The 17,915-nt window shown below is 66.0% G+C and carries 18 protein-coding genes; 11 read left to right on the top strand and 7 right to left on the bottom strand.

Annotated elements, in window-relative coordinates; translation table 11 throughout:
• The first annotated feature begins 36 nt into the window (after positions 1-36).
• Positions 37-423 carry a manganese catalase family protein gene (locus ACI2JO_RS12015; protein WP_404720936.1) on the top strand — a complete coding sequence of 129 codons (387 nt, stop codon included), beginning with the start codon at positions 37-39 and terminating at the stop codon, positions 421-423.
• 106 nt (positions 424-529) lie between these two features.
• Positions 530-1,225: an FkbM family methyltransferase gene (locus ACI2JO_RS12010; protein WP_404720935.1), complete on the top strand. Its 696-nt coding sequence runs from the start codon at positions 530-532 to the stop codon at positions 1,223-1,225.
• A gap of 3 nt (positions 1,226-1,228) precedes the next feature.
• On the opposite strand, the gene ACI2JO_RS12005 is transcribed toward ACI2JO_RS12010, so the two are convergent.
• The 7 genes from ACI2JO_RS12005 to cobS are packed head-to-tail and all read right to left on the bottom strand — an operon-like array spanning position 1,229 to position 8,260.
• Entirely contained in the window at positions 1,229-1,912 is a 684-nt protein-coding gene (locus ACI2JO_RS12005) for a Fe2+-dependent dioxygenase (RefSeq protein ID WP_404720934.1), read from the bottom strand.
• A 19-nt stretch (positions 1,913-1,931) separates the two neighbouring features.
• The gene (locus ACI2JO_RS12000) at positions 1,932-4,355 is read right to left on the bottom strand and encodes a TonB-dependent receptor (RefSeq protein WP_404720933.1); all 2,424 of its coding nucleotides are present in this window, start codon (positions 4,353-4,355) and stop codon (positions 1,932-1,934) included.
• 60 nt (positions 4,356-4,415) lie between these two features.
• Positions 4,416-4,691, bottom strand: a complete 276-nt coding sequence (locus tag ACI2JO_RS11995; protein WP_404720932.1) for a ribbon-helix-helix domain-containing protein — start codon at positions 4,689-4,691, stop codon at positions 4,416-4,418.
• Between the two features lie 31 nt (positions 4,692-4,722).
• Positions 4,723-6,546 (bottom strand): cobaltochelatase subunit CobT, encoded by a 1,824-nt coding sequence (gene cobT, locus ACI2JO_RS11990; protein WP_404720931.1) that lies wholly within the window; start codon positions 6,544-6,546, stop codon positions 4,723-4,725.
• On the bottom strand, positions 6,546-6,938 hold the full coding sequence (locus tag ACI2JO_RS11985) for a type II toxin-antitoxin system VapC family toxin (protein ID WP_404720930.1): 393 nt from the start codon (positions 6,936-6,938) through the stop codon (positions 6,546-6,548). The genes cobT and ACI2JO_RS11985 overlap by 1 nt, the downstream gene beginning before the upstream one ends.
• Positions 6,931-7,209 (bottom strand): type II toxin-antitoxin system Phd/YefM family antitoxin, encoded by a 279-nt coding sequence (locus ACI2JO_RS11980; protein ID WP_404720929.1) that lies wholly within the window; start codon positions 7,207-7,209, stop codon positions 6,931-6,933. Before ACI2JO_RS11980 ends, ACI2JO_RS11985 begins: the two co-directional genes overlap by 8 nt.
• Positions 7,210-7,255: 46 nt before the next feature.
• A complete protein-coding gene (gene cobS, locus ACI2JO_RS11975; RefSeq protein WP_404720928.1) occupies positions 7,256-8,260 on the bottom strand; it encodes a cobaltochelatase subunit CobS in 1,005 nt (334 codons plus the stop codon).
• A gap of 202 nt (positions 8,261-8,462) precedes the next feature.
• Here cobS and ACI2JO_RS11970 point away from each other — a divergent pair, with 202 nt between their 5' ends.
• The 9 genes from ACI2JO_RS11970 to ACI2JO_RS11930 all read left to right on the top strand — a co-directional run bounded on the left by ACI2JO_RS11970 (position 8,463) and on the right by ACI2JO_RS11930 (position 17,907).
• Entirely contained in the window at positions 8,463-8,879 is a 417-nt protein-coding gene (locus ACI2JO_RS11970) for a VOC family protein (RefSeq protein WP_404720927.1), read from the top strand.
• Positions 8,876-9,652: a VOC family protein gene (locus ACI2JO_RS11965; RefSeq protein WP_404720926.1), complete on the top strand. Its 777-nt coding sequence runs from the start codon at positions 8,876-8,878 to the stop codon at positions 9,650-9,652. Before ACI2JO_RS11970 ends, ACI2JO_RS11965 begins: the two co-directional genes overlap by 4 nt.
• Positions 9,652-10,122: a VOC family protein gene (locus tag ACI2JO_RS11960; RefSeq protein ID WP_404720925.1), complete on the top strand. Its 471-nt coding sequence runs from the start codon at positions 9,652-9,654 to the stop codon at positions 10,120-10,122. The genes ACI2JO_RS11965 and ACI2JO_RS11960 overlap by 1 nt, the downstream gene beginning before the upstream one ends.
• 138 nt (positions 10,123-10,260) lie before the next feature.
• Positions 10,261-11,043: a succinate dehydrogenase iron-sulfur subunit gene (locus ACI2JO_RS11955; RefSeq protein ID WP_333916153.1), complete on the top strand. Its 783-nt coding sequence runs from the start codon at positions 10,261-10,263 to the stop codon at positions 11,041-11,043.
• 290 nt (positions 11,044-11,333) lie between these two features.
• Entirely contained in the window at positions 11,334-12,428 is a 1,095-nt protein-coding gene (zapE, locus tag ACI2JO_RS11950) for a cell division protein ZapE (RefSeq protein ID WP_404720924.1), read from the top strand.
• A gap of 117 nt (positions 12,429-12,545) precedes the next feature.
• Complete coding sequence (gene mdh, locus ACI2JO_RS11945) at positions 12,546-13,511, top strand: malate dehydrogenase (RefSeq protein ID WP_028966819.1); 966 nt, start codon at positions 12,546-12,548, stop codon at positions 13,509-13,511.
• A 63-nt stretch (positions 13,512-13,574) separates the two neighbouring features.
• Positions 13,575-13,865 (top strand): GIY-YIG nuclease family protein, encoded by a 291-nt coding sequence (locus ACI2JO_RS11940; protein WP_404720923.1) that lies wholly within the window; start codon positions 13,575-13,577, stop codon positions 13,863-13,865.
• Between the two features lie 52 nt (positions 13,866-13,917).
• On the top strand, positions 13,918-14,808 hold the full coding sequence (sucD, locus tag ACI2JO_RS11935; RefSeq protein ID WP_404720922.1) for a succinate--CoA ligase subunit alpha: 891 nt from the start codon (positions 13,918-13,920) through the stop codon (positions 14,806-14,808).
• A gap of 129 nt (positions 14,809-14,937) precedes the next feature.
• Positions 14,938-17,907 carry a 2-oxoglutarate dehydrogenase E1 component gene (locus ACI2JO_RS11930; RefSeq protein ID WP_404720921.1) on the top strand — a complete coding sequence of 990 codons (2,970 nt, stop codon included), beginning with the start codon at positions 14,938-14,940 and terminating at the stop codon, positions 17,905-17,907.
• Positions 17,908-17,915 lie beyond the last annotated feature (8 nt).

The raw sequence follows: 17,915 nt of genomic DNA, 5'->3' as shown, positions 1-17,915 counted from the left end.
GCATTGCCGCTCCGCATCCACGAACGGAGAAGCAGCATGTACGATCACGACAGGCGCCTTCAGGACCCCGTCGCGGTCGAGAAGCCCGACCCCGCCTTGGCGCGGACGCTGCAACAGGCGATCCGCGGCGTTGACGGCGAGATCCGCGTCTGCACGCAATATTTCTTCCAGTCGTGGGGCAATCGCGCGCCGACGCCGAAATATCGCGACATGCTGCTCCACACCGCCACCGAGGAGATCGGCCATATCGAGATGCTCGCCATCGCGGCGGATGGCAGCTACCCGGAGGGGCGCTGGATCAGCGATCCGTCGATCGACGGACGCGGCGAGTTCACCGTCTTCCCGAACAAGCCGCTCGGCGAGGAACCGATCCTCGGCCCGGCGCGCCCCGACAGCGGCGCGCAGGACAAGCAGATCGGCTGATGCGCCCGGCCGCCGGGCGCAACGCCACCGGCGGTCATGACGATTGCGGCTGGCGTCCGGGCAAGCGCTCTGACATTACGCCCCTCGCGTGGCCCGGGGGGTGGTGATGCTGAACGTAGTGGCAAAGAAGATCTTCAGCCGCCTCGGCATCGAGGCGGTGCGCGCCGCCACGTTCAGGAATTTTATTGCCACGCGTCCGATCGATCTGGTCGTCGACGTCGGCGGCAATCTCGGCCAGTTCGCCGAACATGTCCGCGAAAGCGGTTATGCCGATCGCATCCATTCGTTCGAGCCGGTCGGGAAGGTCTTTGCGGCGCTCGAACGGCGCGCGGCGCGTGATCAGCACTGGCAGGTGACGCGCGCCGCGCTCGGCGCCGCGCCGGGTGAGGTGCAGATCAACCTTTATGACAATCACACGCTCAACTCGCTCCATGCGCTCGATCATGACGCGGCGCAGCGGCTGGCGGTGGACCCGCGGGTGATCGGGACCGAGACGGTGCCGATCGCGACGCTCGACGACATGCTGGCCGACGATCCGGCACAATCGGTCTTCCTCAAGATCGATACGCAGGGTCACGAACGTGCCGTGCTGGAGGGTGCGTCGGCAACGCTGGCGCGCACCACGGCGCTGCTGCTCGAATTACCGGTGGTGCCACTGTACGAAGGTTCCTGGTCGTTCAACGAGGCGCTGGCGCATATCGACGCACTTGGCTTCGCCCCCGCGCAGTTCCGCGCCGTGAACACCATGGCCGATGATCCGGCCTCCGCGATCGAATTCGACTGCCTGTTCCGCCGCAAGTAGCGGCTAGACCTCAGCCCAGCGCCGCAGGAGGTTGTGGTATACGCCGGTCAATTGCACCGTCGCCGCTGCCCCTTGCCCCTGTGCCGCCGCGACCGCCTGCACGCCCTGATCCAGCTCGAACAGGATCCGCCTCGCACCATCGTCGCGGACCATCGACTGCACCCAGAAGAAGCTCGCCAGCCGCGCCCCGCGCGTGACCGGCGCGACGCGATGCAGGCTGGACGCGGGGTAGAGCACCATATGACCGGCGGGCAGCTTGACCGCCTGCGTGCCGAACTGTTCCTCGATCACCAGCTCGCCGCCGTCGTAACTGTCGGGGTCGGCGAGGAAGAGCGTCGCGGACAAATCGCTGCGCAGCCGGAAGTCGCTGCCGCGCTTCATGCGGATCGCATTGTCGACGTGGACACCGAAATCCTGTCCGCCTTCATAGCGATTGAACAGCGGCGGGAACACCTTGGCCGGCAACGCCGCCGCGACGAACAGTGGCGTACGGCCCAGCGCATCGAGGATCATGCCCCCCGCCGCGCGCGCCGCCGCGCCGTCCTCGGGCAACTGGCTGTTGCGCTTGGCGAGCGCCGCCTGCGGCCCGGACGTCGCGTTGCCGTCGATCCACTCCGCTGCGTCGATCGTCGCGCGCACCTTTGCCAGCGTCGCGGCATCAAGCACGTCGGGGATCGCGATCAGCATGGTGCCTGTCCTATGCGGGTCAGAAGCTGTAGAACAGGCTCAGCACCGCCTGGCGTCGCTCGCCCGGCATCGCCCAGCCCCCGGTCACGACGCCCGTCGTCGCGTTGATGTTGTTGCGGACGTTGGTCAGATACTTTTCGTCGGTAAAGTTCTGGACGTTCAACTGCATCGTCAGCCCGTCGCGGAAGCTGTACGCCAGATACGCACGGTGGATCAGGTAATCGTCGGTCTTCAGCAGCGCGGCATTGGCAAGCGTCGGAACATAGGTGGTGAACGCGCCCTGGTAGGTCAGCCCGTAACCGACTTCCAACCCGAACGGCAGCTTGTAGGTGGTGAACAGGCTGCCCGAATGTGTCGGCGTCTGCACCAGCGGGCTGCCGCGCAACGGATCGGGATTGGCCACGCTATTGCCGCAACCGCTCCGCCCGGGGTTGGTGAGGCAGAAGTTCGACACCGATTGCAGCACCTCGCTGTCAAGATAGGTGTAATTGGCGAAAATGGTCCAGTTGCGCGTCACATTGCCCGATGCGCCCAGTGCGATGCCGTCGACACGACTGTGCCCGTCGAGCACCTGCACCGTCGGCAGCAAGGGATCGTTCGAGGCGACGCGGTAGTTCGTCCGTTCGTTGCGGAACGCCGCAGCGGTCAACTCCAGCCGTCGTCCGAAAAGCCCGGCCTTGACGCCGACCTCATAATTGCGCGCGGTCTCGGGCGCGACACCGCAGCTGTTGGTTGCGACGGCATTGGACACGCTGACGCAGCCCAACCGTACCGTCGCCGACGACGGCGTCTTGGCATTGCCATAGCTGGCATAGACGCTGACGTCCTCGACCGGGTGATAGACCAGACCGGCGCGATAGGAGAACAGCCGCTCCCGGTTCACCTGCCGCGCCTGTGCGGCGAGCGGCTGCGTTACGCCCGGGGCGACCGGCACCGGAAGCTGGTCGAAATCGGCATGTTGCTGTTCCCAGCGGACCCCTGCGTTCACCTCGACATGCCGGCCGAGTTCCAGCGTATCGAACGCATAAACCGCGACGTTGCTTGTCGAGGATGTGGAATGTGCGGTGGAGACGTAGTTGATCGGCCCGCGATAATTGGTGTCCGGGTTGCTGATCGCCAGCAGCGGCAGCGGCGCGATGGCCGAGCCGTCGGCATTGCGCAGCAGCGAGCCGGTGACGATCCGGTAATCCTCGACCATCCACGACACGCCGACGTTCGCAACGTTGCGGACGCCGCCCTTTTCGCCATGTTCCAGCCGGATATCGGTCTGGTTGGCGAGCAATTGGTTGACCTGATCGCGCACCAGCCCGCGCGGGCCGGACGGCAGCCACTGCCCTGCGGGGATGGTAATGTTCGAGCCGTTGACGGTCGTGGTGCACGCCGCGCCTGTTGTCTTGCCCGCGACCTGCACCGGCTGCGTCCCGCTTGCCAGACAGAAGGTCCCCTGCGGCGCACTGGTGACGCTATACTGCCCGACCCGCTGCCACCGTGTCAGATTGCGCACCGACAGATGATCGCTGACCTGATGCCGCAGCGTAGCGGTCAATCGGTCGACATCGACATCCTGACGGTCGAGATTGCGATAGCCGTAATAGTCGCTGCGATCCGCGCCGGGGATCAGCCCGCCGACCAGATCGTTGTTGAAATACGGGATACCGTACAGCGGCGTGTTGCGATCCTGCTGGTGGACATAGGCGAGCGTCAGGCTGGTCGGCCCGTCCATCCCGATCGTCACCGCCGGCGCGACGCCCCACCGTTCGTATTTCTCGACATCGCGGCCGGGCAGGTCGTTGTGGTGGTAGACCGCGTTGAGGCGGACGCCGACCAGATCGCTCACCCGCTCATTGGCGTCGAGCGCGGCGCGATAGTAATTGCCGGTGCCGACCGCCGCCTGCGCGATCGTCAGGTCCTCGCGACGCGGCTCCTTGCTGACCAGGTTGATCGTCCCGCCGACCGATCCCGATCCGTTGAAGACCGAGTTGGCGCCGTTATAGACTTCGATCTGCTGCAGGTTGAACGGATCGGTGCGGCTGTACTGGGCGCTGTCGCGGATGCCGTCGATTGTGAGGTCGTTGTTTGCCGAATAGCCGCGCAGGTTGATGCTGTCGCCATAACCGCCGCCACCCTCGCCCGCGCCGAAGGTGATGCCGGGCAGCGTCTGGAGCGCGTCACGCAGCGTCAGCAGGTTCTGCTTGCGAAGCACCTGGTCGGAAATCACCGTCACCGTTTGCGGCGTATCGAGCAGCGCCGAGGTCGCTTTCGGGCTTTCGAGCTGGTCGGGCGCCCGTTCCCGCGCACCGGTCACGATCACGTCGTCACGTTCGATGCGCGTGCGCCCGTCCTGTTCGGCTGCGGAGCGCTCCGGCGTCCCGGCATAGGCCGGCGCGGAGGCGATGAAGCCGATGCACGACAGCGCGAGGAACGAGGCGGAAGACGACGACATGCTGGTGAACCCCCATTGTTATGGAGGCCCGATTATTGCGAGTGACTTTCACTGTCAATGCTAATGCGATTGGCTCGCATCATTGTCGCTGAAGTCTGCCGACCGGCAGACGAGCCAGGACCGTAACGCGCTGGAAAGGTTCGGTGGATCGTCCTGCGCAATGCGCAACGCGTCGATGTGCGCCACCAGCGCCGACAGCGGCAGGGCGTGCGCCTGCGCCGCCCGCTCCAGCGCGGTCCAGAAAACCGGCTCCAGCGTGATCGAGGTGGCATGCCCCGCGATCGTCACCGATCGCTTGACGGGGCCGGCGAAACCCCCGGGGGGCGGCGCGATCATATTGGCCCTTCATCCGCCGAAACGAACGACGTCACTCCGCATCGAACAGCGCCGCCAGCTGCTCGATGATCGTGCCGCCAAGCTGCTCGGCATCCATGATCGTCACCGCGCGGCTGTAATAGCGCGTCACGTCGTGCCCGATCCCGATCGCGACCAGCTCGACCGGCGAGCGCTTCTCGATCCACGCGATCACCTGCCGCAGGTGCCGCTCCAGATAGGAGCCCGAATTGACGCTCAGTGTCGAGTCATCGACCGGCGCGCCGTCCGAGATCACCATCAGGATGCGCCGCTCCTCGGGCCGCGCCATCATCCGGCCATGCGCCCACAGCAGCGCCTCGCCGTCGATATTCTCCTTGAGCAGCCCCTCGCGCATCATCAGCCCCAGCGCGGGGCGCGCGCGCCGCCACGGCTCGTCGGCGCGCTTGTAGACGATGTGGCGGACGTCGTTGAGCCGCCCCGGCTGCGGCGGGCGACCGGCGGCGAGCCACGTCTCGCGGCTCTGCCCGCCCTTCCACGCGCGCGTCGTAAAGCCGAGGATCTCGGTCTTCACCCCGCACCGCTCCAGCGTCCGCGCGAGGATATCGGCGCTGATCGCCGCGATCGAGATCGGCCGCCCGCGCATCGACCCCGAATTGTCGATCAGCAGCGTCACCACCGTGTCGCGAAAATCGGTATCGCGCTCGATCTTGTAGCTCAGCGACTGCGTGGGGTTGACCACGACGCGCGCCAGCCGCGCCGCATCGAGCAGCCCCTCCTCCTGATCGAAGTCCCACGACCGCGATTGCTGCGCCATCAACCGCCGCTGGAGGCGGTTGGCGAGCTTCGACACCGCCGATTGCAAATGGACGAGCTGCTGGTCGAGATAGCCGCGCAGCCGCGTCAGTTCCTCGGCGTCGCACAATTCGGTCGCCGCCACGACCTCGTCGAACCGCTCGGTCCAGACCTTGTAATCGAACTGCGCGGACAGATCGGCGGGCGGGCGGTTGGGGCGCACCGGCTGCATCCCCTCCTCGCCGTCGTCGCCCGGCTCGCCCTCGGCATCGTCGATGTCATCGCCTTCGAGCTGCTCGCTCTCGCCTTCCTGCGACTGATCGTCGCGCTGCTGCCCGCGCGCCTCGACCTCGGACTCGCCTTCGGAGCCTTCCGCCTCACCCTCGTCGGCCTCGTCGGTTTCCTGCCCCTCGTCGCCCTCTTCGTCCTCGCCGCCCTCGTCGCTGTCCTGCGGCTCCTGCTCGCCCTCGACGAGTTCGAGCTGTTCGAGCAGCTTGCGGGTCAGCCCTTGGAAGGCGCGCTGGTCGTCGAGCGCGAGCGCCAGCGCGGACAGGTCGACCTTCCCCTCGATCCACTCGCGCACCAGCGCCAGCCCCGGCTCCGCCTCGACCGGCGGCAGCCGCCCGGTCAGCGCCTCGCGCACCATCAGCCCCAGCGCCGAGGCGAGCGGCACCTCGCTCTTCGTCCGCGCGCGTGTGATCGGATCGCTGCGCAGCCGCACGTCGAGCGCGCGCGCCAGATTGTCGGCGATCCCGTCATAGCCGCGGCTGCCCAGCGCCTCGACCCGCGCCGTCTCGATCGCGTCATAGACCGAGCGCGCGGTCGCCTCGGCCGGCGCACCGCGCGCATGGAGCGCATCGTTGTGATGGCGCAGCCGCAGCGCAAAGCCGTCGGCGAACCCGCGCGCCTCGGCGACCTGCTCGGCCGGCAGGGTCCGCGCCGGCATCGGCACGCGCAGATGCTTGCCCGACTGCGCGGGGGCGTCGGCGGTATAGGCGAGTTCCAGCTCCGCCTCGTCGGACAGCGCACGCGCCGTTCCGCCAAGCACGGCCTTGAAGAGATCGAGGGGAGTATCGGTGGCCATTACCAAAGAACCTTACAGCCGAAACGGGCGATCTCACGATCTCGCGTAAGGATAGGAACGTCGCTCGCCAGCGCTTGTGCCGCCAGGACGCGGTCGAACGGATCACGATGCGCGCCAGCCATCAAACCGGCTCGCACGGCGACGTCGTGCCCGATCGGCAGATGCCGGAAGCCATCCGCCAAAATCGCGGCATCGAAATCGGCGATCCGGTCCGCCATCACCGGCAGCCGCCCCAGCCGTACCATGGTCGCAATCTCAAGCCCCGACACCGCACTCACCATGATTGTATTGCGCGCATCGGACAGAATGTCGGCCGCCGTCGATGATAGCCTGTCGGCCATGGCCCACCACCAGATCAGCGCATGGGTGTCGAGCAGATAGGCATCAGACAATGTTGGAATACTTTCCTTCCCACGCGTCCAGTTCGTCGTCGGGCAACGGATCGAACCAGACCGAGTCGGGAATGTCTCCGAGCAACCCCTTGAACCGCCCCGGCGTCCGTCGCATCGGCACCGGCGGGTCGATCGGCACCAGCTTGGCATAAGGCACGCCCGCCTTGGCCAGCACGATCTCCTCGCCCGCATGGGCGCGTTCGATCAGCCGCGACAGCTGCGTCTTGGCCTCGTGAACGTTGAAGGTCTTCTGCGGATCGGCCTCGGCCATCACCCATCTCCTCGGGTGGACTAAGTAGCTTGGTCCACCCCCCTCATCAAGCTTTCGCCACCACGCTCTCGGGCAGGTCCTTGCCGAACACGCGCTGGTAATATTCCGCCACCAGCGCGCGTTCCGCCTCGTCGCACTTGTTGAGGAACGACAGCCGGAACGCGAAGCCGACATCGCCGAAGATCAGCGCGTTCTGCGCCCAGGTGATGACGGTCCGCGGGCTCATCACCGTCGAGATATCGCCGTTGACGAAGCCCTTGCGCGTCAGGTCGGCGACGCGGACCATGTTCTCGACCAGTTTCTTGCCCTCGGGCTTGTCATACTCGCCCGACTTGGCGAGCACGATCTGCGCCTCGGTCACCGCCGGCAGATAGTTGAGCGTGACGACCACGTTCCAGCGGTCCATCTGCCCCTGATTGATCTGCTGCGTGCCGTGATACAGCCCGCTCGTATCGCCCAGCCCGACCGTGTTGGCGGTCGCGAACAGCCGGAAATACGGGTTCGGGCGGATGACGCGATTCTGATCGAGCAGCGTCAGCTTGCCCTCCGTCTCCAGCACGCGCTGGATCACGAACATCACGTCCGGGCGCCCGGCGTCATATTCGTCGAACACCAGAGCGGTCGGGGTCTGGAGCGCCCACGGCAACAGCCCTTCGCGGAACTCGGTCACCTGCTGCCCGTCGCGCAGCACGATCGCATCGCGCCCGACCAGGTCGATGCGGCTGATATGCGCGTCGAGGTTGATGCGGATGCACGGCCATTTCAGCCGCGCCGCAACCTGCTCGATATGGCTCGACTTGCCGGTGCCATGATAGCCCTGCACCATCACGCGGCGGTTGTGCGCGAAGCCGGCGATGATCGCCAGCGTGGTGTCGGGATCGAAGACATAGGCGGGATCGAGATCGGGCACGCGCTCGTCGGCAACCGAGAAGGCGGGCACCTCCATGTCCGAATCGATGCCGAACAGGTCGCGCACGCGCACCATCTTGTCGGGCGCGTCGAGGATCGTCGTATCGCGGCTGTCGGGCTGCGTGTTCGGAATATCGGTCATGCGTCGGGGCCGTTTCACTGGAGTTTGTGGAACCACTGCGAAGCCGGCGCGCCCGCGTCAACCCGCCGCACGCCTCGCCGCCGGGTTCGGGCTGGAGAACGCATCGTTGAACGCGCGCACTCAACGCGGGTTTCCAGGCACTTGCCGTACCTCCCCCTTGGCGCATGATGGCGCGATAACGACTCGGGAGAGGAGATGCGCGATGCGGATGATCTTCATCAACCTGCCGGTCGGCGACGTGACCCGCGCCACCGCCTTCTACGAGGCAATCGGGTTCGAGAAAAACGCGGATTTCTCGAACGACGTCGCCTCGGCGATGCGCTGGTCGGAGGCGATCAGCGTAATGCTGCTCGATCATGGCTTCTACGCCACCTTCACCGACAAGCCGATCGCCGACACGCATCAGGTGAGCGCCGCGCTCTTTTGCCTGTCGTTCGACGATCGCGCCGCGGTCGATGCGATCCACGCCGCCGCGCGGAGCGCGGGCGGAAAGGAGGCGCGACCGATCGCGGACCAGCACTTCATGTACGGCGGCGCTTTTGAAGACCCGGACGGTCACATCTGGGAGACGGTCCACATGGACATGTCGGCCGCCGCGCCAGCGGGAGAGGCAGCATGAGAAATCCCCACGGCACCCCGATCTGGTACGAATATCACGCCGTCGATGCCGACCGCGCGCAGGCCTTCTACGAGCGCTTGTTCGGCTGGCAGGTCGCGCCGTCTGGCGACGTGGCGGGCATGGACTACCGGATCGTCAGCACGGCGGACGGCGAAGGCGTCGCGGGGCTGATGCCGCGCCCGCATCCCGACGCGAGATCGGGCTGGCTGTTCTACGTCGGTGTCGAAGATGTCGACGCCGCGATCGCCACCGCGCAAGAGGCGGGCGGGACGTTGCTCATGCCCCCGATCGACATGGAGGGGGTCGGGCGAATGGCGCTGCTCGGCGATGCGGAGGGGCATTCTTTCTACGTAATGCGTGGGGCGATGGATCAGCCATCGCGCGCGTTCGCGGTCCCGCCGGAAACGGCGCCGGGGCAGATGGTGTGGAACGAGTTGACCACCCCCGATCAGGACGGTGCACTGGCATTCTACGCTCGACTGTTCGGCTGGCGCCAGGAACGCGGCATGTCGATGGGGCCACTCGGCGAGTATCGCTTCGTCGACGCTGGCCCGGCGTGCATCGGCGCGACGATGCACGTGCTGCCTGGTGGCGCGCCCGGCTGGCTGTTCTATGCGGAAGTTGACGATATCGACGCCGCGATGGAACGGCTGACCGCGACGGGCGGCACCGTGCTGCACGGTCCCGATCCGATCCCCGGCGATGCCTTCTCGGTGGTCGCCGCCGATCCGGACGGCGCGCGGATCGGCTTCGTCGGGCCGCGAGCCGCGTGATGGACAAGGTCACGACATGGCTGTGGTGCAACGGCACCGCGGAGGAACAGGCGCGCTTCTACACCACCTTGATCCCGAACAGCGCGATCGAGCGGATCATGCGCGCCCCGCTCGATTATCCCGGCGGCGCGGCGGGCAAGGTGCTGACGGTCGAATTCACGCTGGCCGGTCGCCGGTTCGCGATGCTCGACGGCGGTCCCGGCCCGACGCACAGCGAGGCGATGTCGCTGTCGGTCGACTGTGCCGATCAGGCGGAGGTCGACCGCTACTGGGATGCCTTGCTCGCCGATGGTGGCGCGGCGATGCAGTGCGGCTGGCTCAAGGATCGCTGGGGCGTGGCGTGGCAGATCGTGCCGCGACGTCTGTCCGAACTGATGAACGACCCGCGACATGCGGCCAAGGCGATGGCCGCGATGATGGAGATGGTGCGGATCGACGTCGTCGCGCTGGAACGTGCGATCGCCTCTTGAGCCGCCGGGCATAATAGCTAACTAGGCGAGCGACGGGCATGTTTGCGGCCAGCCTCGCGATCGTGTACCCGCCGCCCGAGTAACGGTGCCGGTGCACCCCCTGTGCGCCGACGATCCTGACCAAGACGAGACGCGCGCATGGCCGAGTTCACGCTCCCGAAGAATAGCAAGATCAAGGGCGGGCAGAAGCATCCCTCGCCGCAGCCCGGCGGCACGATGCGCAACTTCAAGGTGTATCGCTACGATCCCGACTCGGGCCAGAATCCGCGTTACGACACGTTCGAGGTCAATCTCGACGAATGCGGTCCGATGGTCCTCGACGCGCTCATCAAGATCAAGTCGGAGCAGGATCCGTCGCTGACGTTCCGTCGCTCGTGCCGCGAAGGTATCTGCGGCTCGTGCTCGATGAACATCGACGGCCGCAACGGCCTCGCGTGCACGACCGCGATCGAGGACGTGAAGGGCGAGATCAAGATCACGCCGCTGCCCGCGATGGATGTCATCAAGGATCTCGTCCCCGACTTCACCCACTTCTACGCGCAATATGCGTCGATCACGCCGTGGCTCCAGACCGTCACCCCGCCGCCGGCCGGCAAGGAGCGGCTCCAGTCGCCCGAGGAGCGCGCCAAGCTCGACGGCCTGTACGAGTGCATCCTGTGCGCCTGCTGCTCGACCTCGTGCCCGAGCTACTGGTGGAACAGCGACAAGTTCCTCGGCCCGGCGATCCTGTTGCAGGCGTATCGTTGGCTCGCTGACAGCCGCGACGAGATGACCGGCGAGCGGCTCGACGCGCTGGAGGATCCGTTCCGACTCTACCGCTGCCACACGATCATGAACTGTGCGAACACCTGCCCGAAGGGGCTGTCGCCGGCCAAGGCGATCGCGGAGATCAAGAAGATGGAAGTCGAGCGGCTGGTCTGACGTCGGGCGCTCGCCGCCGTCATCACCATCAAGGCAACACGAACCAGCGCCCCGTCCGGGCGCTGGTTTTTTTGTGCTCCGGTTCGCGACCAGCGCCGCCGATTGCTGCGTTGATCGCCTCTGCGGTGCCACCAATCGCGAACGGAGCGGGGTATTTTCCGAACCGCTCCGGCACCTGCTGCGGCAAAACCGGCACCCGGCGCTACCGGCGCGCGACTTGATCCATCGCGCCGGCTCGCCCAAAGCACCCGATTATTGTGCACAGCAACATCGACGCTGGAAGGAACGACATGGGCAAGGTGCTCGCCGCCTATCAAACGCTGATCGCGGCCGACGAACTGCGTCCCGACCCCGAACAGGCCGCCGGCGCCGCCCGCCTCGACACGCTGGCCGCCGAGCTGGAGAAGCCGCGCACCGCCGGCCTGTTCCGACGCCGCACGATCCCGGCGCGCGGCATCTACATGTGGGGTGGCGTCGGCCGCGGCAAGTCCATGTTAATGGACCTCTTTTTCAATCACGTGGACATCGCGAAGAAGCGCCGTGCCCACTTCGCCGAATTCATGCTCGAGGTCCACGCCCGCATCGCGGTCGAACGGCGCAAGGAACAGGGCGACCCGATCCTCCCCGTTGCAGAGGCGCTCGCCGAGGAAGCGCGCTTGCTCGCTTTCGACGAAATGATGGTCACCAACTCGCCCGACGCGATGATCCTCTCGCGGCTGTTCACCGCCCTGATAGAGGCGGGAGTAACCGTGGTGACGACCAGCAACCGCGCACCCTCCGATCTCTACAAGAACGGCCTTAATCGCGAGCATTTCCTTGGATTTATCGCGCTCATCGAGGAGCGGCTCGACGTGATCGCGCTCAACGGCCCCGTCGATTACCGCCGGGACCGGCTCGGCTCGCAGAAGACGTGGTGCGTGCCCAACGGCGAGCAGGCGACCGCCGATCTCTCCGCCGCCTTTTTCCGCCTGACCGACTATCCGCCCGAGGATCGTCAGCATGTTCCCTCGGAGGAACTGGTTGTTCAAGGCCGCACGTTGCGCGTGCCCAAGACGTTGAAAGGTGTGGCGGTTTTCGCGTTCAAGAAGCTGTGCGGCGAGGCGCGCGGGGCCGCCGACTATCTCGCGATCGCGCGGCGCTTTCACACTGTGATCCTCGTCGGCATTCCGGTACTTGGACCCGATAACCGGAACGAGGCAGCGCGCTTCGTCCAGCTCATCGACGCGTTGTACGAGCACAAGGTCAAGCTGCTGGCCTCCGCCGATGCCGAACCTGACCAATTGTACTCGCACGGCGACGGCGCTTTCGAGTTCCAGCGGACCGTCAGCCGTCTGGAGGAGATGCGCTCCGAAAGCTACCTCGCCGAAGGGCATGGCGCTGCTTAATGATGCTGCGAACCATTTGCAATTAAAGTTTCGAGGAGCGCGCTTTACGGGTTGCCCCCCGCCCCCGAAGGGCGTAGGCGGCATGACCATTCACGCGTCAACGACGGAAGGGATGGGATGGCCCGCAAGAAGATAGCGCTGATCGGCGCCGGCAATATTGGCGGCACGCTCGCGCACCTCGCAGCATTGAAGGGTCTTGGCGACATCGTCCTGTTCGACGTTGTCGAGGGCGTGCCGCAGGGCAAGGCGCTCGACCTGTCGCAATGCGGCCCCGTCGAAGGCTTCGACGCCTCGATCAAGGGTTCGAACGATTACGCCGACATCGCTGGCGCCGACGTCATCATCGTCACCGCCGGTGTCGCGCGGAAGCCCGGCATGAGCCGCGACGACCTGCTCGGCATCAACCTGAAGGTGATGAAGGCGGTCGGCGAAGGCATTCGCGACAACGCGCCCGACGCGTTCGTGATCTGCATCACCAACCCACTCGACGCAATGGTCTGGGCGCTGCGCGAGTTCTCGGGCCTGCCGCACAACAAGGTCGTCGGCATGGCGGGCGTGCTCGACTCGGCGCGCTTCTCGCACTTCCTCGCCGAGGAGTTCGGCGTGTCGGTGAAGGACGTGAATACCTTCGTGCTCGGCGGCCACGGCGACACGATGGTGCCGGTGCTCGAATATTCGACCGTCAGCGGCATTCCGGTCGCCGACCTGATCGAGATGGGCTTTTCCACCAAGGAGAAGGTCGACGAGATCATCAAGCGCACCCGCGGCGGCGGCGGCGAGATCGTCGCGCTGCTCAAGACCGGCTCAGCCTATTATGCACCCGCGACCAGCGGCATCGCGATGGCCGAGGCGTATCTCTACGACCAGAAGCGGATCCTCCCCGCCGCGGCGCACCTGACCGGCCAGTATGGCATCGACGACCTGTACGTCGGCGTGCCGGTGGTGATCGGTGCCGGCGGCGTCGAGAAGGTCGTCGAGGTCAAGCTGTCGGACGAGGCGAAGGGCAACCTTCAGGTGTCGGTCGACGCGGTCAAGGAACTGCTGGTCGCCTGCAAGGGCATCGACGGTTCTCTGGAGAAGTAAGACCTGCCCGTCATCCCGGCGAAGGCCGGGGTCCAGTCCTGACCGCAGTCAGGATGACGGAACATGGAGAAGCGCGGTTACGTCTACATTATGGCGAGCGGTCGGAACGGGACGCTCTACATTGGCGTAACCAGCGACCTGTTGAAGCGGGTGTGGGAGCATCGCGAGAATGTCGCGGAAGGCTTCACCCGCCGACATGGGTGCAAGATGTTGGTCTGGTTCGAGGTGCATGATCGCATCGATGATGCGATCCGGCGTGAGAAGCAGATGAAGGAGTGGCGGCGGAGCTGGAAGCTGCGTCAGATCGAGGCGATGAACCCCGACTGGCACGACCTCTTCCCGACGCTGGCGTAGCAACTGGACCCCGGCCTACGCCGGGGTGACGGCTAGAAGGTACAGGCAACCGATGAGCATCCTCGTCGACAAGAACACCAAGGTCATCACGCAAGGGATGACCGGCAAGACCGGCACCTTCCACACCAAGGCGGCGCTGGATTACGGCACGCAGATGGTCGGCGGCGTGACGCCGGGCAAGGGCGGCACCACCCATGAGGAGCTGGGGCTGCCGAACTTCGACACCGTCGCGGAGGCGGTCGCCAAGACCGGCGCGAACGCCAGCGTCATCTACGTGCCGCCGCCCTTCGCCGCCGATTCGATCCTCGAGGCGATCGACGCCGAAGTGCCGCTGATCGTCGCGATCACCGAGGGCATTCCGGTGCTCGACATGGTCCGCGTCAAGCGCGCGCTGTCGGGCAGCAAGTCGCGGCTGATCGGTCCGAACTGCCCGGGCGTGCTCACGCCGGGCGAGTGCAAGATCGGCATCATGCCGGGTAACATCTTCAAGAAGGGCTCGGTCGGCGTCGTGTCGCGCTCGGGCACACTGACTTATGAGGCGGTGTTCCAGACCTCGAACGCTGGGCTCGGCCAGACCACTGCGGTCGGGATCGGCGGCGATCCGGTCAACGGCACCAACTTCATCGACGTGCTGGAACTGTTCCTCGCCGACGAGGCAACCCAGTCGATCATCATGATCGGCGAGATCGGCGGCGACGCCGAGGAGCAGGCGGCGCAGTTCCTGATCGATGAGGCCAAGCGTGGCCGCAAGAAGCCGATGGCTGGCTTCATCGCGGGCCGCACCGCGCCTCCGGGCCGTCGCATGGGCCATGCCGGCGCGATCGTGTCGGGCGGCAAGGGTGACGCGGAGAGCAAGATCACGGCGATGGAAGCCGCCGGGATCAAGGTCGCGGCGAGCCCTTCGGAGCTCGGCTCGACGCTGCTCAGCGTGCTCAACAAGTAAGACGACCCGACGTCATCCCGGCGGAGAGGTCGGGATCCAGAGCGGCAGGCGGGCCGCTCGCGGCTCTGGACCCCGGCCTCGTCGGGGTGACGCGTAAAAGAAGAAGCCGAGCGGCCGGGGAAGCGTGACATGGGCTACGAAGGCCAGGATTTCAGCGACATCGCCGGAGGCGTCAGCCCCCAGTTCATCGACGCGCTCTATGCGCGCTTCAAGGAATCGCCCGACTCGGTCGACACCGGCTGGCGCAATTTCTTCGAAGGGCTCGAAGGCTCGATGCATGCGCCGTCCTGGACCAACAAGCGTTGGCCGCTGACCACCACCGACGATCTGACCGCCGGACTGGACCCGACGCAGATGGAGCCGGCGCCCAAGCCCGCCAAGGGCGGCAAGCCCGCCGCTACCCCGGCCGCCGCGGCACCGTCGCAGGACGCGATCGTCAAGGCGGCGGCGGACTCGATCCGCGCGCAGTTGCTGATCCGCACCTATCGCGTGCGCGGCCACCTCGCCGCCAACCTCGACCCACTCGGCCTTTCCGGGTTGCGTGAGCTGCCCGCCGACCTGACCACCGAGTATCACGGCTTCTCCGATAGCGACATCGACCGCCCGGTCTATCTCGGCGGCTCGCTGGGGCTGCAATGGGCGACGATCCGCGAGTTGGTCGACACGCTGCGCGCCAATTACTGCGGCAACGTCGGGCTTGAGTTCATGCACATCGCCGATGTCGAGGAGCGCAAGTTCCTCCAAGAGCGCATGGAGGGCAAGGACAAGCAGGTCGAGTTCACCGCGCAGGGCAAGAAGGCGATCCTGAACAAGGTGATCGAAGCCGAGCAGTGGGAAAAGTTCCTGGGCCGGAAATATGTCGGCACGAAGCGCTTCGGGCTCGACGGCGGCGAGAGCATGATCCCCGCGCTGGAAAGCGTCATCAAGTACGGCGGTGCGGCGGGCGTCAACGAGATCGTGTTCGGCATGGCGCATCGCGGCCGCCTGAACGTGCTCGCCAACGTCATGGGCAAGCCGCTGCGCGTGATTTTCCACGAGTTCGCGGGCGGCTCGGCCAACCCGGACGACATCGGTGGATCGGGCGACGTGAAGTATCACCTTGGCACCTCGACCGACCGCGAGTTCGACGGGCACAAGGTCCATATGTCCCTGGTCGCCAATCCGTCGCACCTTGAGGCGGCCGATCCGGTCGTGCTCGGCAAGATCCGCGCGATCCAGCAGATCGCGGGCGATCTAAAGACGCACTCCCGTTCGCTGCCCGTGCTGATCCACGGCGACGCCGCATTCGCGGGTCAGGGGATCGTCTGGGAGTGCCTCGGCTTCTCGGGCATCCGCGGCTATAACACGGGCGGCTGCGTCCACTTCGTCATCAACAACCAGATTGGCTTCACGACCAGCCCGCAGTTCGCGCGCTCGTCGCCCTACCCGTCCGATGTGGCGAAGGGCGTGCAGGCGCCGATCTTCCACGTCAACGGCGACGATCCCGAGGCGGTCACCTTTGCCACCAAGATGGCGATTGAATATCGCCAGAAGTTCCACCGCGACGTCGTGATCGACATGTGGTGCTATCGCCGCTTCGGCCACAACGAGGGCGATGAGCCGGGCTTCACCCAGCCGTTGATGTACAAGGCGATCCGCGAGCATCCGCCGGTCAGCGACATCTACAGCAAGCGGCTGGTCGCCGAGGGCGTCGTGGACCAGGCGTGGGTCGATGATAACGTCAAGCAGTACGTCACGCTGCTCGAGGGCGAGTTCGAGGCGGGCGCGAGCTACAAGCCGAACAAGGCCGACTGGTTCGCGGGTCGCTGGTCGGGGCTCCACGCCCCCGCCGACGCCGAAAGCGCGCGCCGCAGCGTCGAGACCGGGATCGAGCAGAAGCTGTTCGACTCGATCGGTCGCACGCTGACGACCGTCCCGGAGACGATCGCGATCCACAAGACGCTGTCACGCGTGCTCGATGCCAAGCGGCAGATGTTTGAAAGCGGCAGCAACTTCGACTGGGCGACCGGCGAGGCGCTGGCGTTCGGCTCGCTGCTCCACGAGGGCTATGGCGTTCGTCTGTCGGGCCAGGATTCGGGACGCGGCACCTTCTCGCAGCGCCATGCGGTGTGGGTCGACCAGACCGACGAGCACAAGTTCGTGCCACTGTGGACGATCCCGCACGGTAGCTTCGAGGTGCTCGACAGCCCGCTGTCCGAGTATGGCGTGCTCGGCTTCGAATATGGCTATGCGCTGGCGGATCCGAAGACCTTGGTGATGTGGGAGGCGCAGTTCGGCGATTTCGTCAACGGCGCGCAGATCATGATCGACCAGTTCATCGCGTCGGGCGAGGCCAAGTGGCTGCGCGCCAACGGACTGGTTATGTTGTTGCCGCACGGCTACGAAGGTCAGGGGCCGGAGCATAGCTCGGCCCGCCCCGAACGCTTCCTGCAGCTGTGCGCCGGCGACAATATCCAGGTCGCGAACTGCACCACGCCGGCGAACTACTTCCACCTGCTGCGCCGGCAGATGCACCGCAACTTCCGCAAGCCGCTGGTGGTGTTCACGCCCAAGTCGCTGCTGCGCCACAAGCTGGCGGTGAGCAGCGCGGCGGACTTCCTCGGCGACTCGCACTTCCGCCGCATCCTCTCCGACCCGTCGGCACCGGCGGATGCCGAGACGAAGCGGCTGGTGCTGTGCACCGGCAAGGTCTCCTACGACCTGATGGAAGCACGCGACGCCGCGGGTGACCGGAATACGCAGATCGTTCGCGTCGAGCAGCTCTATCCGTTCCCGACCGAGGCGCTCGCCGCACGGATCGCGCGGATGACCAACCTCGAGGAGGTCATCTGGGCGCAGGAGGAGCCACGCAATAACGGTTACTGGTTCTTCGTCGAGCCATTCATCGAGGAGGCGCTGGGCATCGCCAAGGCGCGCGTCGCGCGACCGCGCTACGCCGGGCGGACCGCGGCAGCGTCGCCCGCCACCGGCCTGATGAAGCGTCACCAGGCGGAACAGGGCGCGCTGATCGCCGACGCTTTGGGGCATAACGTGCGCGACGAGATCCGTCGCACGCGCGAGGCCGAGACGACCAAGAAGGCAGCGGCGCCGACCGCCTGACGATCATG

It is taken from the genome of Sphingomonas sp. NPDC079357, assembly GCF_044901155.1.
In the GTDB taxonomy this organism is placed as follows: Bacteria; Pseudomonadota; Alphaproteobacteria; order Sphingomonadales; family Sphingomonadaceae; genus Sphingomonas.
This window is presented reverse-complemented; position numbering and strand designations above follow the sequence as displayed.